The 25,430-nt window shown below is 57.2% G+C and carries 24 protein-coding genes; 13 read left to right on the top strand and 11 right to left on the bottom strand.

What is annotated here, in order from left to right; translation table 11 throughout:
- Positions 1-10 precede the first annotated feature (10 nt).
- On the top strand, positions 11-181 hold the full coding sequence (locus AC2FH0_RS01560) for a hypothetical protein (protein WP_185956603.1): 171 nt from the start codon (positions 11-13) through the stop codon (positions 179-181).
- A gap of 3 nt (positions 182-184) precedes the next feature.
- Positions 185-1,369 carry a vWA domain-containing protein gene (locus AC2FH0_RS01555; protein ID WP_281971955.1) on the top strand — a complete coding sequence of 395 codons (1,185 nt, stop codon included), beginning with the start codon at positions 185-187 and terminating at the stop codon, positions 1,367-1,369.
- Positions 1,370-1,405: 36 nt separating this feature from the next.
- Here AC2FH0_RS01555 and AC2FH0_RS01550 read toward each other — a convergent pair whose 3' ends face one another.
- The gene (locus AC2FH0_RS01550) at positions 1,406-2,890 is read right to left on the bottom strand and encodes an inorganic phosphate transporter (protein WP_496788357.1); all 1,485 of its coding nucleotides are present in this window, start codon (positions 2,888-2,890) and stop codon (positions 1,406-1,408) included.
- 171 nt (positions 2,891-3,061) lie between these two features.
- On the opposite strand from AC2FH0_RS01550, the gene AC2FH0_RS01545 reads away from it, so the two are divergent.
- Entirely contained in the window at positions 3,062-3,748 is a 687-nt protein-coding gene (locus AC2FH0_RS01545) for a M48 family metallopeptidase (RefSeq protein WP_496788356.1), read from the top strand.
- 71 nt (positions 3,749-3,819) lie between these two features.
- Here the strand turns inward: AC2FH0_RS01545 and AC2FH0_RS01540 are convergent, their stop codons facing one another.
- Genes AC2FH0_RS01540 through AC2FH0_RS01525 form a run of 4 tightly spaced genes read right to left on the bottom strand, consistent with a single transcriptional unit; the run spans position 3,820 to position 8,648 of the window.
- A complete protein-coding gene (locus AC2FH0_RS01540; protein ID WP_496701244.1) occupies positions 3,820-4,362 on the bottom strand; it encodes an RSP_2648 family PIN domain-containing protein in 543 nt (180 codons plus the stop codon).
- Positions 4,359-5,561, bottom strand: coding sequence for an RSP_2647 family RNA methyltransferase (locus AC2FH0_RS01535; RefSeq protein ID WP_496701246.1), 1,203 nt, complete (start codon positions 5,559-5,561; stop codon positions 4,359-4,361). The genes AC2FH0_RS01540 and AC2FH0_RS01535 overlap by 4 nt, the downstream gene beginning before the upstream one ends.
- 38 nt (positions 5,562-5,599) lie before the next feature.
- A complete protein-coding gene (locus AC2FH0_RS01530) occupies positions 5,600-5,872 on the bottom strand; it encodes a hypothetical protein (RefSeq protein WP_281971953.1) in 273 nt (90 codons plus the stop codon).
- Positions 5,859-8,648: a [protein-PII] uridylyltransferase family protein gene (locus tag AC2FH0_RS01525; RefSeq protein ID WP_496788355.1), complete on the bottom strand. Its 2,790-nt coding sequence runs from the start codon at positions 8,646-8,648 to the stop codon at positions 5,859-5,861. The genes AC2FH0_RS01530 and AC2FH0_RS01525 overlap by 14 nt, the downstream gene beginning before the upstream one ends.
- A gap of 282 nt (positions 8,649-8,930) precedes the next feature.
- Between AC2FH0_RS01525 and AC2FH0_RS01520 the strand changes: the two genes are divergently transcribed.
- The 4 genes from AC2FH0_RS01520 (at position 8,931) to AC2FH0_RS01505 (ending at position 11,144) form a co-directional block, all read left to right on the top strand.
- The gene (locus AC2FH0_RS01520) at positions 8,931-9,353 is read left to right on the top strand and encodes a DUF2852 domain-containing protein (protein WP_496691095.1); all 423 of its coding nucleotides are present in this window, start codon (positions 8,931-8,933) and stop codon (positions 9,351-9,353) included.
- A gap of 63 nt (positions 9,354-9,416) precedes the next feature.
- Positions 9,417-9,848 carry an RDD family protein gene (locus AC2FH0_RS01515; RefSeq protein WP_142635100.1) on the top strand — a complete coding sequence of 144 codons (432 nt, stop codon included), beginning with the start codon at positions 9,417-9,419 and terminating at the stop codon, positions 9,846-9,848.
- Positions 9,849-9,923: 75 nt separating this feature from the next.
- Positions 9,924-10,748, top strand: coding sequence for an arginyltransferase (locus tag AC2FH0_RS01510; RefSeq protein ID WP_496688360.1), 825 nt, complete (start codon positions 9,924-9,926; stop codon positions 10,746-10,748).
- A gap of 6 nt (positions 10,749-10,754) precedes the next feature.
- Complete coding sequence (locus AC2FH0_RS01505; protein ID WP_496691094.1) at positions 10,755-11,144, top strand: VOC family protein; 390 nt, start codon at positions 10,755-10,757, stop codon at positions 11,142-11,144.
- A gap of 134 nt (positions 11,145-11,278) precedes the next feature.
- Here AC2FH0_RS01505 and AC2FH0_RS01500 read toward each other — a convergent pair whose 3' ends face one another.
- From AC2FH0_RS01500 to AC2FH0_RS01490, 3 genes are all read right to left on the bottom strand, one after another.
- Positions 11,279-13,633, bottom strand: a complete 2,355-nt coding sequence (locus AC2FH0_RS01500; protein WP_281971950.1) for a TRAP transporter large permease — start codon at positions 13,631-13,633, stop codon at positions 11,279-11,281.
- 17 nt (positions 13,634-13,650) lie between these two features.
- Positions 13,651-14,577: a TRAP transporter small permease subunit gene (locus AC2FH0_RS01495; RefSeq protein ID WP_142633297.1), complete on the bottom strand. Its 927-nt coding sequence runs from the start codon at positions 14,575-14,577 to the stop codon at positions 13,651-13,653.
- 119 nt (positions 14,578-14,696) lie between these two features.
- Positions 14,697-15,779, bottom strand: a complete 1,083-nt coding sequence (locus tag AC2FH0_RS01490) for a TRAP transporter substrate-binding protein (RefSeq protein WP_142633295.1) — start codon at positions 15,777-15,779, stop codon at positions 14,697-14,699.
- A gap of 245 nt (positions 15,780-16,024) precedes the next feature.
- Here AC2FH0_RS01490 and AC2FH0_RS01485 point away from each other — a divergent pair, with 245 nt between their 5' ends.
- On the top strand, positions 16,025-17,458 hold the full coding sequence (locus AC2FH0_RS01485; protein ID WP_496788353.1) for a cache domain-containing protein: 1,434 nt from the start codon (positions 16,025-16,027) through the stop codon (positions 17,456-17,458).
- A complete protein-coding gene (locus AC2FH0_RS01480) occupies positions 17,455-18,102 on the top strand; it encodes a response regulator transcription factor (protein WP_142633290.1) in 648 nt (215 codons plus the stop codon). The genes AC2FH0_RS01485 and AC2FH0_RS01480 overlap by 4 nt, the downstream gene beginning before the upstream one ends.
- Positions 18,103-18,180: 78 nt before the next feature.
- On the opposite strand, the gene AC2FH0_RS01475 is transcribed toward AC2FH0_RS01480, so the two are convergent.
- Entirely contained in the window at positions 18,181-19,026 is an 846-nt protein-coding gene (locus AC2FH0_RS01475) for a HalD/BesD family halogenase (RefSeq protein WP_496788352.1), read from the bottom strand.
- Positions 19,027-19,448: 422 nt separating this feature from the next.
- Between AC2FH0_RS01475 and AC2FH0_RS01470 the strand changes: the two genes are divergently transcribed.
- The 4 genes from AC2FH0_RS01470 to AC2FH0_RS01455 all read left to right on the top strand — a co-directional run bounded on the left by AC2FH0_RS01470 (position 19,449) and on the right by AC2FH0_RS01455 (position 23,197).
- Complete coding sequence (locus tag AC2FH0_RS01470) at positions 19,449-21,200, top strand: acetolactate synthase 3 large subunit (protein ID WP_496688368.1); 1,752 nt, start codon at positions 19,449-19,451, stop codon at positions 21,198-21,200.
- 8 nt (positions 21,201-21,208) lie between these two features.
- Positions 21,209-21,601: a hypothetical protein gene (locus AC2FH0_RS01465; protein ID WP_142633284.1), complete on the top strand. Its 393-nt coding sequence runs from the start codon at positions 21,209-21,211 to the stop codon at positions 21,599-21,601.
- A 6-nt stretch (positions 21,602-21,607) separates the two neighbouring features.
- Entirely contained in the window at positions 21,608-22,168 is a 561-nt protein-coding gene (gene ilvN, locus AC2FH0_RS01460) for an acetolactate synthase small subunit (RefSeq protein WP_142633282.1), read from the top strand.
- A 186-nt stretch (positions 22,169-22,354) separates the two neighbouring features.
- Complete coding sequence (locus AC2FH0_RS01455; RefSeq protein ID WP_496691086.1) at positions 22,355-23,197, top strand: helix-turn-helix domain-containing protein; 843 nt, start codon at positions 22,355-22,357, stop codon at positions 23,195-23,197.
- A 16-nt stretch (positions 23,198-23,213) separates the two neighbouring features.
- Here AC2FH0_RS01455 and AC2FH0_RS01450 read toward each other — a convergent pair whose 3' ends face one another.
- Positions 23,214-23,993, bottom strand: a complete 780-nt coding sequence (locus AC2FH0_RS01450; protein ID WP_496695758.1) for a DUF2189 domain-containing protein — start codon at positions 23,991-23,993, stop codon at positions 23,214-23,216.
- Positions 23,994-24,022: 29 nt separating this feature from the next.
- The gene (locus tag AC2FH0_RS01445; RefSeq protein ID WP_496788350.1) at positions 24,023-25,417 is read right to left on the bottom strand and encodes an amidase; all 1,395 of its coding nucleotides are present in this window, start codon (positions 25,415-25,417) and stop codon (positions 24,023-24,025) included.
- Between the last annotated feature and the right edge of the window lie 13 nt (positions 25,418-25,430).

Raw genomic sequence — 25,430 nt, 5'->3', positions numbered from 1 at the left:
CGATTAACGCATGATAGTGGTTCTGGGACTGGCGGTGCTGGGTGCGCTCCTTGGGGCGCTGACCGCGCGCAAACGCAACGGCAGCGGCGCTGATATCGCGCAATATGCAGCCGGATATGGAATCGCCTTTGCGCTGGTCGGGCTTATCCTGTCCTTGGTTCTGGTTCGCTTTGTGGTGTAGCCCATGTTTGTTCCCTTTTTCGAAAACCTTCGCAAAGCCGGTATCCCCGTATCCCTGCGGGAATATCTGACCTTTCTGGAGGGTATGAAAAAGGGGCTGGCAACCTATGATGTCGAGGCGTTTTATTACCTCGCCCGCGTGTCGATGGTGAAGGACGAACGCAATATCGACAAGTTCGACCGCGCTTTTGCCGCCAGCTTTGAAGGGCTGGAACAGATCGGGTTCGAACAGGTCCTCGAAGCCGTCGACATCCCTGCCGAATGGCTGGCGAAGATGGCGGAAAAGCACCTCAGCGAAGAGGAAAAAGCCGAGATCGAGGCCCTTGGCGGATTCGACAAGCTGATGGAGACGCTGAAAGAGCGGCTCAAGGATCAGCAAGGCCGCCATCAGGGTGGCAACAAATGGATCGGCACCGCCGGAACCTCGCCCTTCGGGGCCTATGGGTACAATCCCGAAGGCGTGCGGATCGGTCAGAAGGAAAGCCGCCATCAGCGCGCGGTCAAGGTCTGGGACAAGCGTGAGTTCAAGAACCTCGACGACACGGTCGAACTGGGCACGCGCAACATCAAGGTCGCGTTGAAGCGCCTGCGCCGCTGGGCCCGCGAGGGTGCGGCGGAAGAGCTTGATCTGGACGGCACCATCCGCGCAACAGCCGAGCATGGATATCTAGACGTCAAAACCCGGCCCGAACGGCACAATGCCGTCAAGGTTCTGTTGTTTCTGGACGTCGGAGGCTCAATGGACCCACATATCAAAGTGGTGGAAGAGCTGTTCTCGGCCGCAAGAACCGAATTCAAGCATCTGGAATATTACTACTTCCACAACTGCCTGTACGAAGGTGTCTGGCGTGACAACATCCGCCGCTGGGACCAGCAGACGCCGACCCATGAGGTGTTGCGCACCTATGGTCCCGATTACAAATGCATCTTCGTCGGTGACGCCTCGATGAGCCCTTATGAGGTCGCCTATCCCGGCGGTGCCAATGAACATTGGAACCAGGAGGCTGGCCAGATCTGGCTGCAGCGGGCACGCGACCAATGGGCATCGAACCTGTGGATTAACCCAGTGCCTGAGAAGTATTGGGAATATACCCACTCAATCGGAATGATCCGCGAGATTTTTCAGGATCGGATGGTGCCGATGACTCTGGCCGGGCTGGAAAAAGGAATGCGCGAGCTGACGCGATAACGCCAGCCCGCGGATCAGGTTCTGCCAAGGCCGGAATTACCCGGCGATGGCCTGAATGCCCAGAAACAGAACACCCGACAACACAGCCGCCGCGGGCACGGTAATAATCCAGGCTGCTATGATCGTCATAAAGTGCGAGCGGCGCACCAGCTTGCGCCGGCGGCGTTCTTCCGGTGCCAGAACCGACCGCTCAGGCACTGTAATGCGGGCTTTACGCAGCCGTCTTTCAGCATCCCATTCACGGAAGAAGCCGACACCAAAGACGGCACCCACTGCAATATGGGTCGAGCTTACGGGAAGACCCAGCCAACTGGCCACGATAACGGTGATGGCTGCGGACAGCGCAACGCAATAGGCACGCATCGGGTTAAGTTTGGTTATTTGGCTGCCAACCATTCGGATCAGTTTTGGCCCAAACAGGAACAGGCCAAACGAAATGCCAAAGGCGCCGATGATCATGACCCAATAGGGAATACTAATCGCCTGGGTGAAATCACCCGAGGCAGAGGCTTGCACGATGGCTGCCAAAGGCCCAACGGCATTGGCCACATCATTGGCCCCATGTGCAAAGCTCAGCAATGCGGCGGATACGATCAGAGGGATGCCGAACAATACTTTGAGGGATTTATTGCGGTTCTCCAGACCTTCGGATTGACGCCGAATAACCGGAATCATCACGGCCCAGACCAGCCCACCACAGGCGGCTCCGATCAACAAAGCCGTGCCGAGGTCGATCTTGACGATCTTCTTGAGCCCCTTCAGCGCCAGATAGCTGGCAAAAGCCGCTGCCATGATACCAACCAGCATCGGCACCCATTTCCGGGCCGCGGCGATCTTGTCGTCCTGATAGATAATCCGCGACTTGATGAACCAGAGAAATCCTGCGGCGACCAGACCGCCAAGCATCGGCGAGATAACCCAGCTGGCCGCGATCTTGCTCATCGTCCCCCAGCTTACTGCGCCAAAACCGGCTGCGGCGATCCCCGCCCCCATGACGCCTCCGACAACCGAGTGGGTCGTGGACACAGGCGCTCCGACCCAGGTCGCCAGGTTGACCCAAAGCGCCGAAGACAACAAAGCCGCCATCATTGCCCAGATGAATACAGTCTGCGTTCCCATGCTTTCAGGAGCGATAATGCCCTTCGCGATCGTGGAAACAACGTCGCCTCCAGCGATCAGCGCGCCGGCACTTTCGAATATGGCAGCAATCGCGATGGCGCCTCCCATGGTCAGCGCATTGGCCCCGACCGCCGGTCCCATATTGTTGGCAACATCATTGGCCCCGATATTCAGCGCCATATAAGCCCCAAACATTGCCGCAAGCACTACGATCAGCGTGTTGTTGCCTTGTCCGAACAGGAAGGCTGCCACAAGACCTGCGACAACGATAAAAGAAAGCGCGATGCCAGACCCGACAAATGGGCGACCCACCTGGGAGGTTGCCACTTCTAGCCGAGAAAAGCGTCTAAGGTCGCGGTCAAGCGTTTCCAGGTGACGGGCTTCGTGGTCATTGTTGGACATTGTGTATTCTCCGACGAGTTCCCGTGCGGATAAGGCGGCAGGCGGCGTTTTTCAACAGTTAGAATCCTAATGAACCCAGTTTCCACTGCGTCATGGTAGCTTGGAGACCTTTCAGGCCCACGGAAACGCTGATGCCTTGCCCTTGTGTCTGCTTATCCCCATATCAGAACCATGCTCCGAATTACTCCGATTCTTCTGGCGGTTCTGTATGCCGTGGTGATGTACCGGATCTCGGTCTGGCGCACTCATCGCGAGCTTGACCTGAAATCGACCGAACTGGCCGATCCCGCCCTCAAGCGTATCACTGACCGGCTGGCGGCGGCGCTGGGGATCGAGAGGGTTCCGGTCTATATATATGAAATCGACCCGGTGAACGGGCTTGCGGCGCCGGATGGACGAATATTCATCACACGCGGGTTTTATCGCAAGTTCCTCAATGGCGAGGTTTCCGCCGAAGAGATGGCGAGCGTCATCGCACATGAACTGGGGCATGTGGCCTTGGGTCATGCACGGCGACGGATGATTGATTTTTCTGGACAGAATGCGTTGCGGACAGCCTTGATGCTGCTTCTGAGCCGGTTCATCCCATTCATCGGTGCGATGATTGCAAATGCGCTGACTGCGCTTTTGGCGTCGCGCCTGTCACGTGGGGATGAATATGAAGCAGATGAATATGCCGCCGCCCTGCTAACCAAAGCCGGAATCGGCATCGGCCCGCAAAAGTCTCTGTTTCACAAGCTTGAGGATTTGACGCAGCAACGCGCGGGCGTTGTACCCGCCTGGTTGATGAGCCATCCCAAAACGGATGAGCGGATTGCGGCGCTGGAAGTGCTTGAGCAGCGATGGGCGCGTGGCTGAGGCTCGGCGGCGAGAGGCCAGCCACTCGCGCTCTCCGAGGTAATTTTAGCCAGATGAAGCAGGGATCCCACTTAGCTGGCGAGCGCTTTGCCCAGACGCGGCAGGCGGGCTTTTTTCATCAATCCACGCAAAGTCCATGTATCGCCTGACAGGCGGTTTGCTTCGGCCAGTACCTGCTGTGCAAGCTGGTCCAGCCCTTGCGGGTCGCTATACCAGAAACCATACAGCAGACTGTCAGGGTCACGCCGCTCAAGCCCTTCTTCTGCAAGAATATTTCTGGGGAAATCCTTGGCGTTGACCGTGACGATGATATCCGCTGACGCGGCTACTGCAGTGGCCAAAACGTGGATATCTGCTGCGTCCGGCAGCCAGAGCCGAGCCTGCAGACCATCATTGGCTGGGCGTTCTGCCTTGGGCCATTTGACCTGCGTCAGGGCAATCTCGGCACGGGCCTGCGCCTCGCCCTCGGGGCCCAGCTTGCGTGCGGCGCGGGCCCATTCCTCGAGGATGCGCGCCGACCATATAGGGGTGAAATGACCTAGTCGGGCGGTGCCCAACAGCATCTCACGCATCACCGTTGGATAGATGACGCAGGTATCGAGTACAGCCTTCATAACCGGTAGAACACGGCCTTGAGGTAACCGCTTTCAGCCAGCTGCGGCAATTGCGGGTGATCAGGCCCGGCAAAGCCCGTATGGATCAGTTGGGCTGAGCGCCCGGCGCGCCCGATGCCACGGGATGAGGCGTCGCGGAAGCGGCCCAGATCAGCAGCGTGCGAGCAAGAGCATAAGCCCAGATATCCGCCCGGCTTGACCAGTGTGGCGGCCAATCGCGCAATGCGTTCATAAGCCCGCAGCCCTGCATCCAGCGCCTGCCTTGATGGTGCAAATGCGGGAGGATCACAGATAACGACGTCGAATTTAGCGCCTTCGTCGTTCAACTGAGCCAACACATCAAAGGCATCGCCTTGGCGCGTGTCGAATTGATCGGCAAAGCCAGAAGCCTCGGCCCCTTTTGCGGCCAACTCCAATGCCGCAGCCGACCCATCGACCGACAGCGCCTGTCCGGCGCCACCCGCCAGCATCGCCAACCCGAACCCTCCGACATGGCTGAATACATCCAGTACCTGTGCCTTGGGTTGAACCAGCTGCGCAGCAAAGGCGTGATTGGGGCGTTGGTCATAGAACAGGCCTGTTTTCTGACCGCCCGCCAAATCCGCCATATAGGTTGCACCGTTCATCAATACGGGCAAAGGCGCATCCGGGACAGTGCCGCGCAAGGTCAGGTTGACATCATCCAAGCCTTCCAGACCGCGTGTCCGGCCCGAGGCGTTTTTCAGCACGATCGTCACGCCGGTCACGGCGGTCAGTGCATCGGTCAACATATCCAGATGCGCCTCGGCCCAGGCAGCATTGGGCTGGATCACACAGGCCTCACCGAACCGGTCGATGATGACACCCGGAAAGCCATCGGCCTCGGCATGGATCAGGCGGTAAAAGGGCGAGTCAAACAGGCGTTCGCGCATATCAAGCGCGCGGCGCAGACGGGTTTCGAACCAATCAGCCGTCAGCTCGGCGTCAGGATCGCGGTCCAGCACACGGCACATGATTTTCGATTCAGGATTGACCGCCACCAACGCGATCGGCGCGCGATTTTCATCCTCGAGCACGGCCAGCGCGCCAGCAGGGATTTTGCGCGTGCGACGGTCGGTGACAATGTCATTGGCATAGACCCACGGGAAGCCATGGCGCAGGCCGCGCGCATTGGCTTTGGGTTTCAGGCGGATACGGGGACGGACTGCAGTTTGGGTCATGGCGACCTCATAGTCGCGAACGCGCCGAGGGGAAAGCCCTAGCGGTTGCGAGACCGCCAACCACCGCGCCGTTTCGGCGCCTGAGCAGATTGCAACCCTTCGGTCAGCACCTGTGTCATTGGGTGATCGGCCTCATCTTTGGCATAGATGGCGTGCAGGTCAGACAGGGCTTGCCTCTGATCACGCCCCTCCGGAAGGCTTAACGCCCAGTCCAGAAAGATACTGCGACATTCGGGCAATGTGATGCCATCGATGCGATAGGCCTCGCGGATCAGGCCTTTGTGATCGTTCGGATCGTCATTGCGCGGCATCTTTATCCTCCTGAATCACGCGGCCGATAATTTCGGCGGCGATATCGTAGCTTTCCTGCAACGCGGCCTGCAACTGTTCTACCTGCTCATACCCGGTGGCCCGACACAGGAAGGCGGAACCGCCCTCTCCGATTTTATCGGCCTCGATAACCTTACCTGACAACAGCCGAGCTGCGCATTGCACAGACCAGCATAGATCGTAGCAATCCTTCAACGTTTGCGCCTGAGCGACATCCAAAAGCGCGGCTGCGACTGCACCGTCCAACCCGGCATGTACATCGCGCTTTGCAACACCGGACAGTAAAGCGCCTGTTTCGGCCATCAGCTCTATGTCCATCATGCGTCCGGCCCCATTCTTGGCATCCCAAATACCGGCGGGGGTTTTCGCGGCTGCCAGACGCGCGCGCATTTCGGCAACTTCGCGCAAAACCTGCGCCTGATCGCGGGAGCGCGAAACAAGCTCTGTTCGAAAGCTCTCGATATCGTCGGCCAGTGAGGGCTCACCGGCGACGGGGTTTGCGCGTGTCAGGGCAAGGTGTTCCCACACCCAGGCCTCATTCTGCTGATAGTTCGTGAAGCTGGCCCAACTGGTCGCCACCGGCCCCTGATTGCCCGAGGGGCGCAGCCGCATGTCGACCTCATAAAGTCGCCCCTGCGACATAGGGGCCGACAGCGCCGTGATCAGTGCCTGCGTGAACCGGGCATAGTAGGTCCGCGTGGCAAGAGGCCGTGGGCCCTCGGACATGTCCTGATCCAGCGGGTCGTAGATCACGATCATATCCAGGTCAGATTGCGAGTTGATCCGCCCTGCCCCCAGGGATCCCATGCCTAGCACAGCGGCACCGCGACCAGGTGCGGGCCCGTGTTTGCTGATGAACTGCTCCACAACACATGGCAGGATCGCAGCGATCACCGCGCTTGCAAGTTCGGCATATTGCTGCCCCGCCTGCACGCCGTCGATCAACCCGCGCAGATGGTGAACGCCGATCCGGAAATGCCATTCCTTGCACCAGCGCCGCGCCAGATCAAGCTGGCTTTCGTAGTCTTGTTCCTGCGACAGCTCTTGTTCCAGTTCGTCCTGGAGCACGGCTTGGCCCGGCCAGTCGTCAAAGAAGCTGCCGCCAATCACCGCATCAAAGACCGAGGCGTTGTGCGACAAATGCGCGGCCAATGCATGCGACGTGCCTACTATATCGACAAGCAGGTCGATAAGCTGCGGGTTGGCCTCGAACAGAGAAAACAGCTGCACGCCCGCAGGCAACCCGCGAAGGAACCCGTCCAGTGCCAGCAGCGCCTCATCCGGTTGGGCGGTTTTGGCAAGACGCGTCAGCAGCTCGGGTTTCAGCCGTTCGAAAATCCGCGCCCCGCGCTGAGAACGCAGTGATGGGTAGGTCGTCCAGCGCGCCAATATGCTTTCGTCAAATTCAACTTCTGGCAAAGGTGCACGGGCTGTCGGGCCGGGGGCGAAAAAACCTTCGGTCAACTCATGAACCTCGGTCAGCCGCCGTTTCAGATCCGCAGTCAGATCGGCGCTATCAATCCCCATCAGGCATGCAATCCGCTCAATCCCGTCCGAGGATTGCGGAATCTTATGGGTCTGCGCATCATGGATCATCTGAATGCGGTGTTCGACTTCGCGATGCGCGCGGTAGTGATCGGTAAGCTTTTCAGCCACGTCCTCGGGCACCCACCCTTTGCCGGCCAAAGCCGCCAAACCCGGAACAGTACCACGCACGCGCAGGTCCGTATCGCGACCTCCGGCAATCAACTGTCGGGTCTGAGTGAAGAATTCAATCTCACGTATCCCGCCTTGCCCTAGTTTCATATCATGACCCGGAATGGTCAGCGCACCGCCTGTCCCTTTGTTTTCGCGGATACGCAAGCGCATGTCATGGGCATCCTGAATAGCCGCGAAATCCAGATGCCTTCGCCAGATGAAGGGGCGGAGCGTATCCAGAAAACGCTGCCCCGCAGCGATATCGCCAGCGCAGGGACGCGCTTTGATATATGCGGCGCGCTCCCAAGTGCGGCCCAGACTTTCATAGTACCTTTCGGCAGCTTCCGCAGCCAGACAAACTGGCGTCACCGCAGGGTCAGGCCGCAGCCTTAGATCGGTGCGAAATACATATCCATCCGCTGTCTTGTCACTGAGTGTGGCGCAGAAATTCCGTGTCGCCCGGACCATCCCTTGCCGCGCTTCATAGAAATCGTCCGGATCATAGCGCGTTTCGTCAAACAAAACGATCAGGTCGATATCAGAGCTGTAGTTCAACTCATGCGCACCCATCTTGCCCATGGCCAAAATGATCATTCCCGCGGCAGAGGCGACATCATCTTCGGTCATCCCCGGCAATTTACCTCGCCGGATCAAGGTTGCAATCTCGGCCTTGGCGGCAACATCCGCTACCATGGCCCCGAAATCGGTTAGTGCCCCTGTAACTTTTTCCAACGGCCACGCCCCTGCCAGATCCGCCAGGGCGGTCAACAGCGCCAAACGCCTCTTGGCCTGCCTCAGCCCCGGCCTGAGTTGATCCGCAGGCAAGGCCCTTGCGGTTTCCATAATGGATGCAAGCATCGCGTCCGGTTGAGCCAAAGCTTGCGGTAGCCAGTCGGCTTCCAGATCAATCAGGCCTTTGAGATAGGGGCTGGAGCCCGCAGCCCCTGCGATCAGTTCCCCCTGCTCAGGTGTTATGCCACCCACTGCTTCGCGCGCTTCGGAACCAAGTGAATGATCAAAGGCGCGCGGTACACGGTTGACGGCAAGAAGTCCTGTCATTTCATCTCCGATGACGTGGTTTTAGTATTTCTGTGGCCAAATTTCTAACCCGACATTGCAACAATCTGGCGCTTAACTCAAAACAGCGCCGCAGCAGACAACCCAGTCAATGTTTGAAAGAAACCGTGGTGCGTTAGACTGAAATTGCGCTTGTTCAGATGTCAGGTCAACCATCCGAAATTCAGAAATGTAAATCATTTTCACATTGACCTCTTGTAACTGGGTTTGGTGCCCCCATCTATTCAATGTGAAAACAATTTACATCTAACCCGGAGAGCACCAATGACCGCATTGACCGAACACGCCGTCCCTGAAAACCCGGGATGGCTCAGCCGCGCAGAAGCCTGGCTTGACGATAAAGGCAAAGGGGCCTGGATCGCAGCCATGGTCCTTGGCTTCATCTTTTTCTGGCCCCTTGGCCTGGCCCTTCTGGCCTACATGATCTGGAGCAAACGTATGTTCAACAAGTCCTGCAGCCGTCGCAAATCCTGGCACAGCCACATGAGCGCAATGAAGCCCTCGGGCAACAGCGCATTCGACGCCTACAAGTCCGATACTCTGGCTCGGTTGGAGCGTGAGCAACAGGAATTCGAAGCGTTCCTGCATCGCCTGCGCGAAGCGAAAGACAAGGCCGAATTCGACCAGTTCATGGATGAACGCGTCCGCGAGAACCGCGAAAGCGACGAATCCGGCGATAACGCCTGATCGACCTTGCCCTGTTCCGACAATCGGGACAGGGTATTTGAAACATCTACCGGAATGACCCGTATGCACTCCTTGCCAGACCCGAACCGACAGCCCGAGTTTTACCAGTCCGTCACGACCAAACGGTTCCTGGCCTGGCTGTTCGATATCGCCTTTATTTCACTGCTTTGTACCGTCGCCATCGTCCTGACCCTCGGGCTCGGCGTACTGATACTCGCCCTGATTTATGCGGTGGTCAGTTTTGTCTATCGCGTCGTCACAATCGCCAACGGCTCGGCCACTCTGGGTATGCGTTTCATGGGGGTCGAACTGCGCGACGCTTTTGGTGAACGAATGGACACAGGTAAAGCGGTCGCACACACAGCCGGTTATTTTGTCAGCATGGCATTTCCGGTGCTGCAAATCATTTCAGTCATCATGATGCTGACCGGCGCGCGCGGCCAGGGCCTGACTGACACTCTTCTAGGCACGGTTATGATTAACCGTCGCGCTTAAAAGACTGTCGCGTGAATCACTTGGCGGCTCCGGGAACGGTTGTTATCATCCCGTTTCAGGAAACATAGGACATTCATGCGACACACGCTGCCAATCGCGCCGCAATTCTACGTTACGGCCCCTCAGCCTTGCCCTTATCTTGAGGGCAAGATGGAGCGTAAGCTGTTCACAGCCCTGCAAGGCGAAGGCGCGAATCAACTGAATGACTCCCTTTCCCAGCAAGGGTTTCGACGGTCTCAAAACGTCCTATACCGCCCTTCCTGCACCGATTGCGCCGCGTGTTTGTCCGCGCGGATCGACGTTTCGGCCTTTCAACCCAGCAAAAGCCAGAAACGCGCGGTCAGGCGGAACTCATATCTGCGACGCCGGGCGAATTCCCCATGGGCTACCGACGAACAGTATGACCTGTTCCGCACCTATCTTGACACCCGACATGCGGATGGCGGCATGGCGGATATGGACGTCTTCGAATTTGCAGCCATGATCGAAGAGACCCCCATACGCAGCCGAGTGGTCGAATATTCAGACCCGGAATCCGGCAATCTGATCGCTGTCAGTTTGACCGATGTCTTGGATGACGGGCTGAGCATGGTCTATTCATTCTATAGCCCGGAACAGCCTCAGAATTCACTGGGCACGTACATGATTTTAGATCACATCGACATCGCACGCGAGGCGGGTCTGCCCTATATTTATCTTGGCTACTGGGTGCCTGGCAGCCCGAAAATGGGATACAAATCCCGCTTTGCAGGGCTGGAAGTGTACAGTCAGGGCGAATGGAAACGGGTCAAGGATCCCTATGACATTGCACATGACGGCCACCACCCGCTGTCCACAGCCCCCATCGCCGAACAGGTTGCCAGCATCCAATTGCCTGATCGTCACCCGACCAAAGGCTGAAACCTGATGCAACAAAGCCTCCACGCCGTTACGCTTGTCGTGCCGGATTACGATGATGCCATCGCCTTTTTCACGCATACACTCAGCTTTTCCCTGACGCAGGACATCGACTTGGGCGCTGGAAAAAGATGGGTCCGCGTAAGCCCACCCGGATCCACCGGGGGCTCACTTCTTCTCGCCAGGGCCGCCGATGCAGATCAGAGAACCGCAATCGGCAACCAGACAGGTGGCCGGGTCGGCTTCTTTCTGGAAACCGACAATTTCGACCGCGACCACAAGGCCATGCTGGCCAAAGGCGTCCATTTCGAAGAATCCCCGCGCCATGAACCTTATGGGACCGTAGCGGTCTGGCAGGACCCATTCGGCAACCGCTGGGATCTGATCCAATTCACCTGATCCTCATCTTCATCTGGCCCAAAATACCTCGGGGCTGAATTGGCCACAGGCCAAGAAGGGGCTGGCCCCTTTTACCTACCAACAAAGCAAAGGGGGCCCGCAGGCCCCCTTTTCCTTTAAACACCTAACTTCGATCAGTTCGGGATCAGATCCGGCACGATGGTCACAATCGCAGGGAAGAACCAAAGGATTCCGATACCTACCACCTGGATCAGCACAAACGGTACAATCCCACGATAGATGTGGCCGGTGGTCACTTCTTTCGGCGCGACCCCGCGCAGATAGAACAGCGCAAATCCAAAAGGTGGCGTCAGGAACGAGGTCTGCAGGTTCACCGCCACCATGATCGTCACCCATTTCGGATCAAAAGACCCGCCATAGATTACCGGGCCTACAATCGGGATCACGATGTAGATGATTTCCAGGAAATCCAGTACGAACCCAAGGAAGAACAGCACCAGCATCACGATCAGGAAGACCGTGAATTCATTGTCAAAGCTCTTGAGGAACTGCTGGATATAATGCTCACCGCCAAACGAGATCACCACAAGGTTCAGCAACTGAGACCCGATCAAAATGGTGAACACCATTGAGGTCACCTTGGCGGTTTCCCGCACCACCGGGGTCAGCACGCCGCTGGAATACAGAACCCAGCAGCCGAACAGCAAACCGAACAGGGCATACAGATAGGCCGCATAGGCTATGATGAAGGCAATCCAGGTTTCGGCCGAGGCGCTGCTCTGATTGATGCGCAGATCAAAATTGACCCCCATCAACAGGGCAATGACCACGGCGAAGGTGGCCCAGATGATAACCTTGCCAGACCGCTCCTGATCTTGCAGCTTGCGATAGGCCGCCAGCATGATCGCACCACCCGCGCCCAATGCCGCCGCCGGTGTTGGGTTGGTCACCCCACCCAGGATCGACCCCAGCACCGCGATGATCAGAACCAGCGGAGGAAAGACCACCCGGATCAGATCATTGGTGGCACAGCGCGCCGCAGCCTCTTTGCAGCCATAGATGGCCAAGGCAAAGGGCAACGCCAGCATCACAAAGGTCAACCCTGACGAGGTTGTTGGCGACACGAACAGAATATCGACAAGCAACATCAGGATCAGACCAATGGACCCAAGGATCAGCGGCTGTGGCGACCGTGACGGAGCAATACCCCGACCCAGCACAATGGTCAGGCCCAGCAACAGAACCATCACCGCAACACCCGTTCCAATCGGAGCGGCGTTGGCAATCTTCTCCTGCTGCGCCGTGGCCAGTTCTTCCTCGGTCAGACGAGTTGATTCTGCGGCACCACCTGCGTCATCAATGGCCGTCTGCTCGGCCACGGCCTGATCCCAGGCGGATTGACCATGCAGCTCGATCATCGAGGCTTTGCAAGTTTCGGAAACGTTGGTCCGCAGCGATGCGCCCTGCCCGATATCTGAGAAGGCCGAGACCGAGACGTTCTGGCTGCCGATAACCCCCAGATTGCCCAGCAGAACTGTACCCACGATCAGCGCGACAGGCGCACCCAACAACCAGGTGAAACCTTCTGAACGGGTAATGGGCTCTCCGCTGCCGCCGGTCATGGGCACCGCAGGCGCCTTATGCGGGTTGAGCAGCGCATAGCCAAAGGCATAAAGCGCATATAGCAGCGCCAACATGATCCCTGGCAGCAAGGCGGCCTGGAACAAAGTACCGACCGAGACAACCGCAGGCTCACCCAGATAGGTCAGTGCGTCCGTGCATCCTGCGTCAACCGCGCGGGTCTCTTGAGCCGTCGAATACAAGTCACCGGCCAGCGTTCCCAGCAGAACAATCACGATCGAGGGCGGGATGATCTGCCCCAGCGTACCTGAAGCCGCAATGACACCCGTCGCCAATTCAGGCGAATAGTTGTTGCGCAGCATGGTTGGCAGCGCCAGCAAGCCCATGGTTACAACGGTCGCGCCCACGATCCCGGTTGAGGCCGCAAGAAACGCCCCCACGACCACAATCGAAACGGCCAGACCACCTGGCAACGGTCCAAAGACGCGCGCCATTGTGGTCAGCAGATCATTGGCGATCTTCGACCGTTCAAGCGTGATGCCCATCAGCACGAACATCAAAACCGCCAGAAGGGTTTCAATGGACTGACCGGCCAGAACACGCTCGTTCATGCGGTTCACGATGAACGACACGTTGCGGTCCAGAGCGGTTTCCCAGCCCGAGACAAAAACAGGCTCGGCAATCCTTGGCAAGTCCGGGAAGCGGAACACTGATATGGTATCGGGTTTAACCCCCGTGCTGACCAGATCCTGATACGCCGCAGAGCCGGTGTCGATCGCCTGGTGAATCAGCAAACCTGCGCTGTCCAATGCGGCGATGATGCCGAATGAGATCACTCCTGCCCCGCCGATGGCGAAGGCCACCGGAAAACCGGATAGAATACCTCCGAAGAGGCAGAAAAATACGATAATGAGGCCTATCTCGACGCCATCAAGTCCGAATAGCATTGTCTGGTTCTCCGTCCCTAATGCGCGCCTTCGTAGGCTTCTTCACCCTCGCCAAGGCTGTCCTTGTCGAGGTATTTTCCAACACTTTCCGGGCCTTCCACATATTCCAGATACGAGCGGTACAGGAATGCAATCGCGTGCAAGAACACCATCGCTGCGAAGGCGATAAGTAGGATCTTGAACAGGAAATAGCCGTTGAATCCGTTGGGGCTGAACCCGATGGTTTCCACGTTCCAGCGCAGCGCGCGGGACTTGGCCACCAGCCGGTCCAAAGTATCACTGGCCGAGGGCTTCGGCACGATCAGATGCCGCCACATGAAGTACCAGCCATACATCCAGGTCAGCACCGCCATCGGCATCATGAACAGTATGGCACCACACATGTCGACCACACGTTTGGCGCGGTGGCTGATGCCCGCATAGATCAGGTCAACGCGGACATGGCCGCCCTGTACAAAGGTGTAGGTGCAGCACAGGCACACGACCATGGCGTTATACAGTTTCAGCTCTTCCGCGAACCAGCTGATATCCATCTGAAACGGGATACCCAGCCCAAAGGACATATCCGGGCGGGTAAAGACCCGCTGCATGAACACGATGATGATCTGCTGAACCACCATCAAAAGGCCTGCCCAGGCGAAGAAACGCCCCGTCGTGTTGGCAAAGCCTTCAAGCCCGCGCACCATCGCCCACATGAAGTTGCGGTAGTACAGACCAATGGCCGTCAACACCAGAAACAGCGTGAAAACCACAAAGAAGAACTCGACCGACCCGCCGTAATAGACAAAGCGCATGACTGCTTCTTTGTCCGACCAGTCCAGCCAGAGTTGCGGATGCGTGATGGCGTATCCGAAATTAATGAAGGCTTCGGCAATGCTCTGAATGAACCATATCAGTCCATTCCACAGGGCGCCGAAGAACGAGATACCGTTTTCGTCCTGCATGTTGTCCCCAGGTCGCGTCAGTTGCACATTCGAGAGTTACAGTTTGTCCGACCGTCAGATGCGCAACGGGAAAGGCCCCCCCGACATGCGGGGGAACCGATTTCAAGGATCGAAGTGACTTAGCCGCGAACGCGGTCGCGCTGCGAGGTGTAGACACCCGACGACAGATTGTTCCAGGCCGAAGACGCGGCCATGGATTCCATCGCGCTGTCGTGGATGCGCTTGAACAGCTCGTCGCCCATGTTCTCGTCCAGGACTTCCTGGCTTGCGGCACCAAACGCGTCCCAAACGCTGTCCGGGAACTCCATGACCTTGACGCCACCTGCCTGCAGACGCTGCAGCGCCGCGCCGTTGTTGGCCAGGAATTGCGCCAGGTTCCACTGATGGCATTCACCTGCGGCGATCTCGATGATCTTCTGCTGCGAGGCAGACAGGCTGTCATAGACCTCGCGGTTGGTTGCCAGCGAAAGACCCGCACCCGGCTCATGGAAGCCCGCGGTATAGTATGTCTTGGTGATTTCCTGGAAACCGGCTTTTTCGTCAGCCCACGGACCGATCCACTCGGTTCCGTCGATCGCGCCGGATGACAGCGCCTGATACACTTCGGAGCCCGGAATGTTCTGTACGGATGCGCCCAGTTTACCCAGAGCTTTACCGCCCAGCCCCGGCATGCGGAACTTCAGGCCGTTGAAATCTTCGGGGCTGTTGATCTCTTTCGAGTACCAGCCACCCGCCTGCGCACCGGTGTTACCAGCCAGGAAGGATTTCAGGCCAAAGATTTCGCCCAGCTCGTCATGCAGTTCCATACCACCGGCATGGTAGTACCAGTTCACCAGTTCCTGGGCGGTCATACCAAACGGAACAGCGGTAAAGAATGCATAGCCCGGATGCTGACCCACAAAATAATAGTCTGCCGCGTGGTACATATCGGCCTGACCGGATGATACCGCGTCAAACACTTCGAACGCGCCAACCAGCTCACCGGCTGCTTTGATCTCAACGTTCAGGTTGCCGTCCGACATGGTGGTGATGCTGTCGGCGCAACGCTGCGCGCTGTCGAACACACCTGCAAGGCCACGGCCCCAGGATGTGACCATGGTCAGCGTGCGCTTGCCCTGTGCATAGGCCGGTGCCGCCAGCGTGGTCGCTGCAGCAGCCGAGCCGCCCAGTGCGGATGTTTTCAGAAATGAACGACGGTCCATATGAGTGATCCTCCCCTTCATAATCATGACCCGGATTGTCCGGGCCTGTCGTATTCAACAGCGGCAAGACTAGTCACAAGGAAGTGAAAGGGAATACCTACTACTGCGTAGAAACGCGGCTTTCTGCGCGAATTGCACAGGCAATAACGGTCCAATCATAGCAAAACAGGGATTTTTGGTGCCGTTTTCCCGCCAGAGGCCCAATCTTTTTGCAATTCTGCTGTGGCTTGCGTATCGATTCGTCCATGCAAAGACTTCGACAACTGGTCTCGTTGACCTATGCTCAAAAGCTGTCGCTGGTGGCGGCGATCCCGCTGGTCGTGGCGGTGGCCGCGATTGCGGTGATGGTTGCCTATGAGGCGCGCGCCACTGCCGAGCGCGAAATTGAAGCACTGGAACGCTCTTTGATTCAGGCCAAGAAGGAAGAGCTGCGCAACTATGTCACTCAGGCGCGCAATGGGTTTGCCTATATCTACGGGCGCGCGGCTCCGGATGACACAGCCGCCAAAACTCAGGTCGCGCAAATCCTGTCGGCCATGATCTATGGGCAGGACGGGTTCTTTTTCGTCTATGACTATGACGGCACCAATCTGGTAAGCCCCCGTCAGACTGAGTTCATCAACCGAAATTGGGAGGGTCTGACCGACAGCGACGGCACACCGGTGGTGAATGAGTTCATTCGCCTTGCTCGTCAGGGTGCGGGTTGGCACAGCTTTATGTGGCAAAAGCCCTCGACCGGGGAAGAAGCGCAAATGATCGCCTATGTCGTCGGCCTTCAGGATTGGCGCTGGGTCGTGGGCACCGGGGTATTCATCGATGACATTGTTGCCGCAGTTGCCAGCGCACGGGCCGAGGTTGAAGCGCGCGTGCAGCGTACCTTCATGTATATCGGTGCCATTGTTCTGGCCGCTGTTCTGATTGTCTTTGCCTCAGGCATGTTGCTCAACATCCGCGAAAGACGTCTGGCCGATGCCAAACTGAAACAGCTGACCCAGCGGGTATTCGACGCGCAAGAGGAAGAGCGCGGCCGTGTGGCACGCGAGCTTCATGACGGGATCAGTCAGATCCTTGTGGGCGTGCGCTTTGCGTTGGACAACGCCCGCCGTCGCCTGTCGCGCGGCGATGATGTGGGCGCGCATGATCCACTGGACAAGGGGATCGAGCATCTGGGAACCGCCATCAGCGAGGTCCGCCGCATCAGTCGCGACTTGCGCCCCGGCGTGCTGGACGATTTGGGCCTCGGCCCCGCGCTTGAGGCTCTGACAGATGATTTCCGCGAGAGAACCGGGATCGAGACCGATTTCTCGACCGTTGTTTTCCGCAACCGGCTGGATCAGGATAGCAAGATCGCCCTCTACCGCATCGCCCAAGAGGCCCTGACCAATATCGAACGCCATTCCGGTGCCACCCATGTCACCATCGATCTGCGCGGGCACAAGAAAGGCGCAACCATGCGAATAACCGACAACGGCCGCGGATTGCGCAACGCTCCGGGTCGGGGCAGTACCGGGATTGGGTTGCGCAACATGCAGGAACGGATCGAGCAACTTGACGGATCGCTGCGAATTCTGTCATCACGCGGCCACCGCAGCGGCACAGTGATCGAGGTCAGCCTGCCACTCAGCCACCTGTTGCCGCCACAGGAAGACGCAACTCCGAACCGAAAGGCCGGTACATGAGCGACCAGACGATCCGGGTCCTGATTGTCGACGATCATCCAATGGTGGCCGAGGGGATCCAGTCGATCCTCGAAAGCTATGACGACATCACCGTGGTCGGGACACTCAGCAGCGGAAAGAAAGCGGTTGATCAGGTTGCCGATCTGAAGCCTGACGTCATCCTGATGGACCTGAATATGCCCGGGCTAAGCGGTCTGAGCGCAACCGAGATCATCCTTGAACGCATACCGGACACCTGCATTCTGATCCTGTCCATGCATGACAGCCCCGAATATATTTCGACTGCTCTCAGCCACGGTGCAAAAGGGTACGTGCTCAAGGACGTCCCAACGGATGAAATCAAAAAGGCCATCGACGCCGTCATGCGGGGTGAACAATACTTGTGCACGGGCGCAAGCGGTTCCCTCAAACCCAAAGGCGACACAACGCGCGAGGCTTTGACCGGGCGCGAACAGACGATCCTGTTGGAGCTGGCACAGGGTAAGTCGAACAAAGAAGTCGCCCAAACCCTTGATATCTCAGTGCGAACGGTCGAGACCCATCGCAAGAACATCAAACGAAAATTGGGCATATCCTCAACTGCCGGCCTGACCCGCTATGCGCTGGAGCACGGCGTTCTACAGGGCACCAGCCCAGGGTTCTGATCCCGTAGCGCGGCACGCGCTGCTCGGCCTAGCCTCCGCAGGCAGGCGGGCAACGGGCGAGAGCACTCTTAGTTACCGTCAATCCAGAAGGGCGTCACGCCGGACTCCTTCCTTGTCATGGTGATGCTGAAGAACACGCCCATATAACTGACGGGTCCGTTCCACCCCACCGCACATGCCTTCGGTTTCGACAAAAGAAAAGATCCCGACATATCGTCTGCGCTCTCCTTTCACGGGAGCGACCCGGTGCAAGGAATAGCGCCCTTTGAAAATCTGCAGATCCCCTGGGTTCAACACCAACTGGTGCACCCGTTTCCGATCACCGTCCAGTACTGCAGAAACAGCCGCGAAATTCTCATCCTCGGCGCTTCGCAGGTTGGGGGCATATTCGAATTCACCACCGAATTCTCCATTCTGAATGGCCAGCGTCACGGTGTAGTTGTTGGTGTCAAAATGCCAGGGAAACCCCTGCCCTTCTTCGACCACGTTGATGATGACATCAGCCAAAGGATCATCGTAGCGAAAGAACCGGTCTTCGGACTCGTTCAATGCCGTTCGAATGAAAGGTAAAAAACCAGCGAACTCATAAATACGTCGCAGCGGTCCGGATTTGGAAAAACTGTCCGCTGGCACAAAGGCATTCGACCGATCATAAAATCGACGCACCGGATGGCTTGGCGCCAATGCCGGGTCGTCTTTGGTGAAATACGCATTCGTTCGGCTAAATGACCTATGTGCACCTACGGCAGTCTTATCGGCTTCTTTCAGCAAACGCGCCACGCCATCCTCGTGTACGAAACTTGGAAGAACAGCACAGCCGTCCCGATCCAGCTCGCGCCTCAGATCACCTATCAGCTGCTCATATGCCCATGAACCGGGGCGGTCTATCGGGTATCGCCCGAGATCAACCAGATCCTGCAACATGTTCGGCCTCCCTCGCCACTGCAATTAAGTCCAGCGTGACTCAGCCTAAAATCACGATCATGCCCGTTTCGGACATCGGCATGACGCATTTCGACACTTCCGTGCCACTCGCCAAGCATTGCAAAGGGGCGAAAATCCCGAAAGTTCCGAACATGCGTCAAAATGCGCAATAAAATGTCGCAAAATACCACCCAGAAGTTAGAAAATTGGTGCAATTGCCTGTTGACGCCCCTTTCCACCGCCCATAATGTCCAACCCACGCAAAAAGGAGCCTCTGGCGATGAGAACGCTAGTCGTAATCGTAGGAACCACGCGCATGGGCCGGTAACGGTAAACCATAATCGAACCCATGCGCCTCCGAAAATCTCGGGGGCTTTTTTTATGCGAAACGCAAGACACATGTCGCCAATGGAGCAAAGCAGATGACACGTGAGATGACCGGCGCAAAGATGGTAGTTCAGGCCCTCAAGGATCAGGGCGTGGACACGGTATTCGGATACCCCGGCGGCGCCGTGCTACCGATCTATGACGAGATCTTTCTGCAAAACGACATTCGCCACATTCTGGTGCGTCACGAACAGGGTGCGGTTCACGCCGCCGAAGGCTATGCCCGCTCGACCGGCAAGCCCGGCGTTGCGCTTGTGACCTCGGGCCCCGGCGCTACCAATGCGGTGACCGGGCTGACCGATGCGCTTCTGGACTCGATCCCGATTGTTGTTCTGACCGGACAGGTTCCGACCTTCATGATCGGCTCGGACGCCTTTCAGGAGGCTGATACCATTGGCATCACCCGCCCCTGCACCAAACATAACTGGCTGGTAAAGGACACGAATTCGCTGTCCGATACCCTGCACGAGGCGTTCCATGTCGCCACCTCGGGCCGCCCTGGCCCGGTCCTGATCGACATTCCCAAGGACGTCCAGTTTGCATCCGGAGAATACAGTGCACCGAAACCATCTACCTCGCACTATCAACCTGTTCTGAAAGGCGATCTGGAAGAGATCACCGAGTTGGTTGCTGCGATTGAAACCGCGAAAAAGCCAGTGTTTTACACTGGCGGCGGCGTCATCAATTCGGGCCCGGCAGCCAGCCAGTTGCTGCGGGAACTGGTAGACGCAACAGATTTCCCGATCACTTCGACCTTGATGGGTCTGGGCGCCTATCCGGCGTCTGGCAGGAATTGGCTGGGCATGCTGGGCATGCACGGGTTGTATGAGGCCAATCTGGCGATGCATGATTGCGATCTGATGATCAATATCGGCGCTCGTTTTGATGACCGCATCACTGGACGGATCGACGCGTTCTCGCCCGATTCCAAAAAAGCGCATATCGACATCGACCCGTCTTCGATCAACAAGGTGATCCGCGTTGATATCCCGATTGTTGGCGATGTGGCCCACGTGCTTGAGGACATCCTCAAGGTCTGGAAATCGCGCGGTCGCAAGACCAACACCGCAGCTATTGCGAAATGGCAGGAACAGATCGGCGAATGGCGCAAGGTGAACTGCCTTGCCTATACCAACAGCGAAAAGACCATCAAACCGCAATACGCGCTGCAACGCCTTGAAGAACTGACCAAAAAACATGACCGTTACATCACGACCGAGGTTGGCCAACACCAGATGTGGGCCGCTCAATACCTTGGCTTCGAAGATCCCAACCGCTGGATGACCTCAGGTGGTCTGGGCACAATGGGTTACGGATTCCCGGCCTCGATCGGTGTTCAGATGGCACATCCCGACGCGCTGGTGATCAACGTGGCCGGTGAGGCCTCGTGGCTGATGAACATGCAGGAAATGGGCACCGCTACGCAGTATCGCCTGCCGGTGAAGCAGTTCATCCTGAACAACGAACGCTTGGGCATGGTGCGCCAGTGGCAGGAACTGCTGCATGGCGAACGGTATTCGCATTCCTGGTCCGAAGCGCTGCCTGATTTCGTCAAGCTCGCCGAGGCGTTTGGCGCCAAGGGTATCTTGTGTTCTGACCCCGCCGATCTGGACGATGCGATCATGGAGATGATCAACTATGACGGCCCCGTGATCTTCGACTGTCTGGTCGAAAAGCACGAGAACTGCTTCCCCATGATCCCGTCGGGCAAGGCCCATAACGAGATGCTGCTGGGCGAGGCCGAGACGCAGGGCGTGATCGATAGCAAAGGTTCGGTTCTGGTATGACAGCGCAGATGATCAGTTTTGACGCAACGCGCTTCCAGCCTACGCCGGACGAGTTGAACGAAGAAGCTGATGATTTCATTAATCCTGATGTGTTTGGCAAGGAACTCAGCATCTTTCTGAGTGAAGAGCTTGCCGCATCCGGGTTTGAGGTTTCCTTCGCCTGTGCCGAGGACTGGGGATGGTATCACGAAATTGATCACGACGAGCCGTTTGCCCTGGTTTTCGGCTGCTCAAACTATGGTGATGGCCATCTGGTTCAATTCTCACCAAAGACCGAGCATGTGAGAAAGATGTTCAAGAAATACCACGCAGCCCCCAAGGTGGATGCATTGCGTGGCGCAATTTGGAAAATTCTGGAGAATGCCGAAGGTGTATCGAACCTTCGCTACGAAGAGGACTAGCTCAGCATGTCTGCCCTACATATCAAAAAAGGCTCCACCCGCCATTCGGCCTATAACCTAAGACCCACGTTTTCCGACGTACAGGAACGCCATACCATCGCAGTTCTGGTCGAGAATGAACCGGGGGTTCTAGCCCGCGTCATCGGCCTGTTCTCGGGTCGTGGTTATAACATCGAAAGCCTGACCGTCGCCGAAGTGGACCATACCGGCCACCTAAGCCGCATCACCATCGTCACCACCGGCACCCCGCAGGTGATCGAACAGATCAAGGCGCAGCTGGGCCGGATCGTATCGGTACGCGACGTGCATGACCTGACGGTCGAAGGCGCGTCGGTCGAGCGGGAATTGGCCATCATCAAGGTGGTCGGCGACGGCGACAAGCGGGTCGAGGCGCTGCGTCTGGCCGATATTTTCCGTGCCAATGTCGTGGACAGCACGTTGAATTCATTCATTTTTGAGATCACCGGCGCACCTGACAAGATCGACGCCTTTGCCGATCTCATGCGCCCACTGGGTCTGATCGAAATCGCCCGGACCGGCGTTGCAGCCCTGTTGCGCGGCGATTGACCAAAACTGCCCCGCCGGCGAATCCAGTTGGCGGCGGGGTATCGGCAATACCCAATTTGCAAGATCACAATACGCCAAACGTGAACATCAACGTCACATTTGCCTAAAAAGTTTAAGCTAAATCAGAATTAACCTATTGCGTCTGTGCATCATCGCGTTAGCCTTCAAGGGTAGCGCGGCGTTGGGATGCGTCCGCTGGGTCATCTGTACGATTTCAGACAGCGCCTGGTTTGTTGGCCAGTTGTGTCGCGGTTATTCGGAATACACACAAGTACCGGGACGAAAATGACGAACGACAGCCGCAGCCCCGACGACCTACGCAGGATGTTCGGCGCCAATCTGCGAACTCTTGCTGGACAATATAATTCAGTTTCCGAGCTGTGCCGCCAGCTTGGAGTGAACCGAACTCAGTTCAATCGCTATCTTGGCGGCGAAAGCTTTCCCCGACCCGATGTCCTTGACCGAATATGCCGCTTTTTTGATGTTGATGCTCGGATTTTGCTCCATCCCTTGGATCAGATTGACCAACCGTCCAAGCACCCGGCTGCCGTCGCCCTGACCGAGTTTCTGGGATCCACCCCAGCCACCCTGACTGAAATTCTGTTTCCCGGCGGGTTCTATTATGCGACCGAGACAGAACTTGATGGCACAAAACCCCTGAGACACAGGCTTTTTCACGCCAGAAGGTTACCGCAATGTACTTTGGTTAGAGGGTTTGAACCAATTTCCGAGACACCCGGAGCATCAGTCGCAGAGCGCGAAGTACAAGGTATCGTGGCCTGTGCCGGGCGGCAGATTTATATGCTCATGTCCTGTCGTGCGTCTCAGAAAAGCAGGATCTATCTGGTGACACGTGGAATTGAAAATCAAACAAACTGTTGGCGCGGTGTCGCAATTTGCCTGTCAAAAACTACAGCTACCGCAACGACGACACGGCGGATATTGCTCAGACATCTAGGGGACGACACCTCGACAGTCCTGGCCGCCGCGCGCATTGCACGCCGACCAGAAGCCATGGCCCGCGCTTGACGACGATCCTGCCGTGTTAACCCGCACTTTCCCCGCCCTGAGAGATCAGCCAGTAAAGGTGCCAACTGGCGTGCCCCAATAGCGGCAGTACGATCAACAAGCCGAAAAACCAGGGAATCATTGCGGCAAACGTCAGAACCGCAATCAGCGCGCCCCACCCCAGCATCAATCTGCGGTTTGCGGCCACATAGCTATAGCTGGCAATCATTGCAGTCACAAAATCCAGTTCTCGGTCCAAAAGCATCGGAATTGAAAGCACCGTGATCATGTAGAGGATGGTCACAAAAATCGCGCCAACAGCTGTTCCAACCGCCAACATCGTCAACCCGTTTGATGTAAGGAACACCTCAAGGGACGAAGACACATTGGTCATGGTCGATAACCCCATAAAAAGGGCAAAGATCATGTGGCCAAGAAAGAACCAGAACAGAAACATCACAACGATGATGGCGCAGATCGAAGGTAACTGACGGCGGCTTTGACCCAGGATTACGCCAAATATGGCCCGAGAATCCAAACCTTCACCCTCTTGAATGCGCCGCGATACCTCATACAGCCCCACCATGGCAAAGGGGCCCAGCATCGGGAAACCGATTGCGGCCAAAATCAGCCAATAGGTCGTTCCGGTCGTGAGAGTGACCCAAACCATCAGCCAGCCCATCAATACATAGAACCCGGAAAAGAGCAGCCCAAAGAGCGGAGCGCGGCGAAAATCGCTCCAGCCTCGCCTTAGGGCCTCGTGCAGCATTTCGACATCTACCCGCCCCATGTTCGGAACACCAAACTGTTTGTCCATGGCTTTTATCCTTCGTATCCGGTCGATTTTCACGCGGGTCGTTTTTGCGGCCAACTGGTGGCAGAATGATATGCAGATCCGATGGACAAAATACGAGAATCCGCTCCGCGCGGACCAAAGATCTGCATCCCCATCGGCAAGCCTTCGGATCCAAATCCAACAGGAACCGAGAGGCAAGGCAGTCCGATCAGGCTGACCGGCACCACGACCTGCATCCAACGGTGATAGGTATCCATCCGGGTGCCGTTGATTTCGGTGGGAAATGCAAGCTGCAAGTCGAATGGCCAGACCTGGGCCGACGGCAGGATAAGCGCATCATAGTCCTGGAAAACTTCGGTCGCACGTCGGAACCACTCGGTTCGCACAACACTGGCACGATGGACCTGCATCGCTGTCAGCGCCAGACCACGGTCCAGTTCCCATTGCGCAGTATCCTTCAGTGACGCGCGGTGTTCTGTCAGAGACGCAAGACCGGCGGCCACGCTCCACGAACGCAATGTAATCCAGCTATTCCACATCTGGTCTGCGTCAAAGGGTGGTGCGAGGGGTTCGACCTTGGCCCCGAGTTGAGTGAACACCTCGAGCGCGTCACGGCAAATCTCGCGGATACCAGGTTCGAATGGAAAGGCTCCGCCCCAGTCATCCAACCACCCGATACGCATTCCGGTCAGGTCTGTGGGTTGGACCGGAGACACGCTTTCCCCCGGATGGCCCAAAGGTTGGGACGGATGAGTGCCGCTGATCACATCAAGCAATAGACCAATATCTTCGGGGCTCCGCGCCATCGGGCCCAATGTAGAAAGCTGGTGCAAGTACCCGTCACCGTCGGGTTCGTTTGGCACCCGCCCCCAACTGGGCCTGAAGCCATAGACGTTGTTCCATGCCGCAGGGTTGCGCAGGCTGCCCATCATGTCAGACCCATCGGCCAGCGCCACCATGCCAGACGCCAGCGCGACTGCAGCCCCACCGGATGAACCGCCGCAGGTACGCTCGGGGTCATATGGGTTGCATGTGACGCCATATACAGGGTTGAACGTATGTGAGCCCAATCCGAATTCCGGAGTATTGGTTTTACCGATCAGGATTGCCCCGGCCTCTTTCATCCGCTGGGCTAACAGATCGTCTGTTTCCGGAATGAACCCATTCAGGATTGGTGATCCTTGGGACGAAACGACGCCCGCAACATTCACCAAGTCTTTGACGGCAATCGGCAGACCATGCAGCGGACCACGGTTTGGTCTGGCATCAACAGCACGGGCCTCGGCCATCAAATCATCAGGATCACGCATCGCCACGATTGCATTCAGGCGCTCGTTCACTGCGCCGATCCGCTCTAGCGTCAGTTGCATCAGCTCAGCCGCCGATAAACGACCAGAGGACAATGCGCTCAACAATTCGGCAGCTGTTATTTGGCCTAGATCCATCCCTGGGCTCCAC

Source organism: Ruegeria sp. CDSC051 (assembly GCF_059610665.1).
The sequence above is the reverse complement of the archived record's forward strand: the minus strand, read 5'-3'. Positions and strand labels throughout refer to the sequence as shown.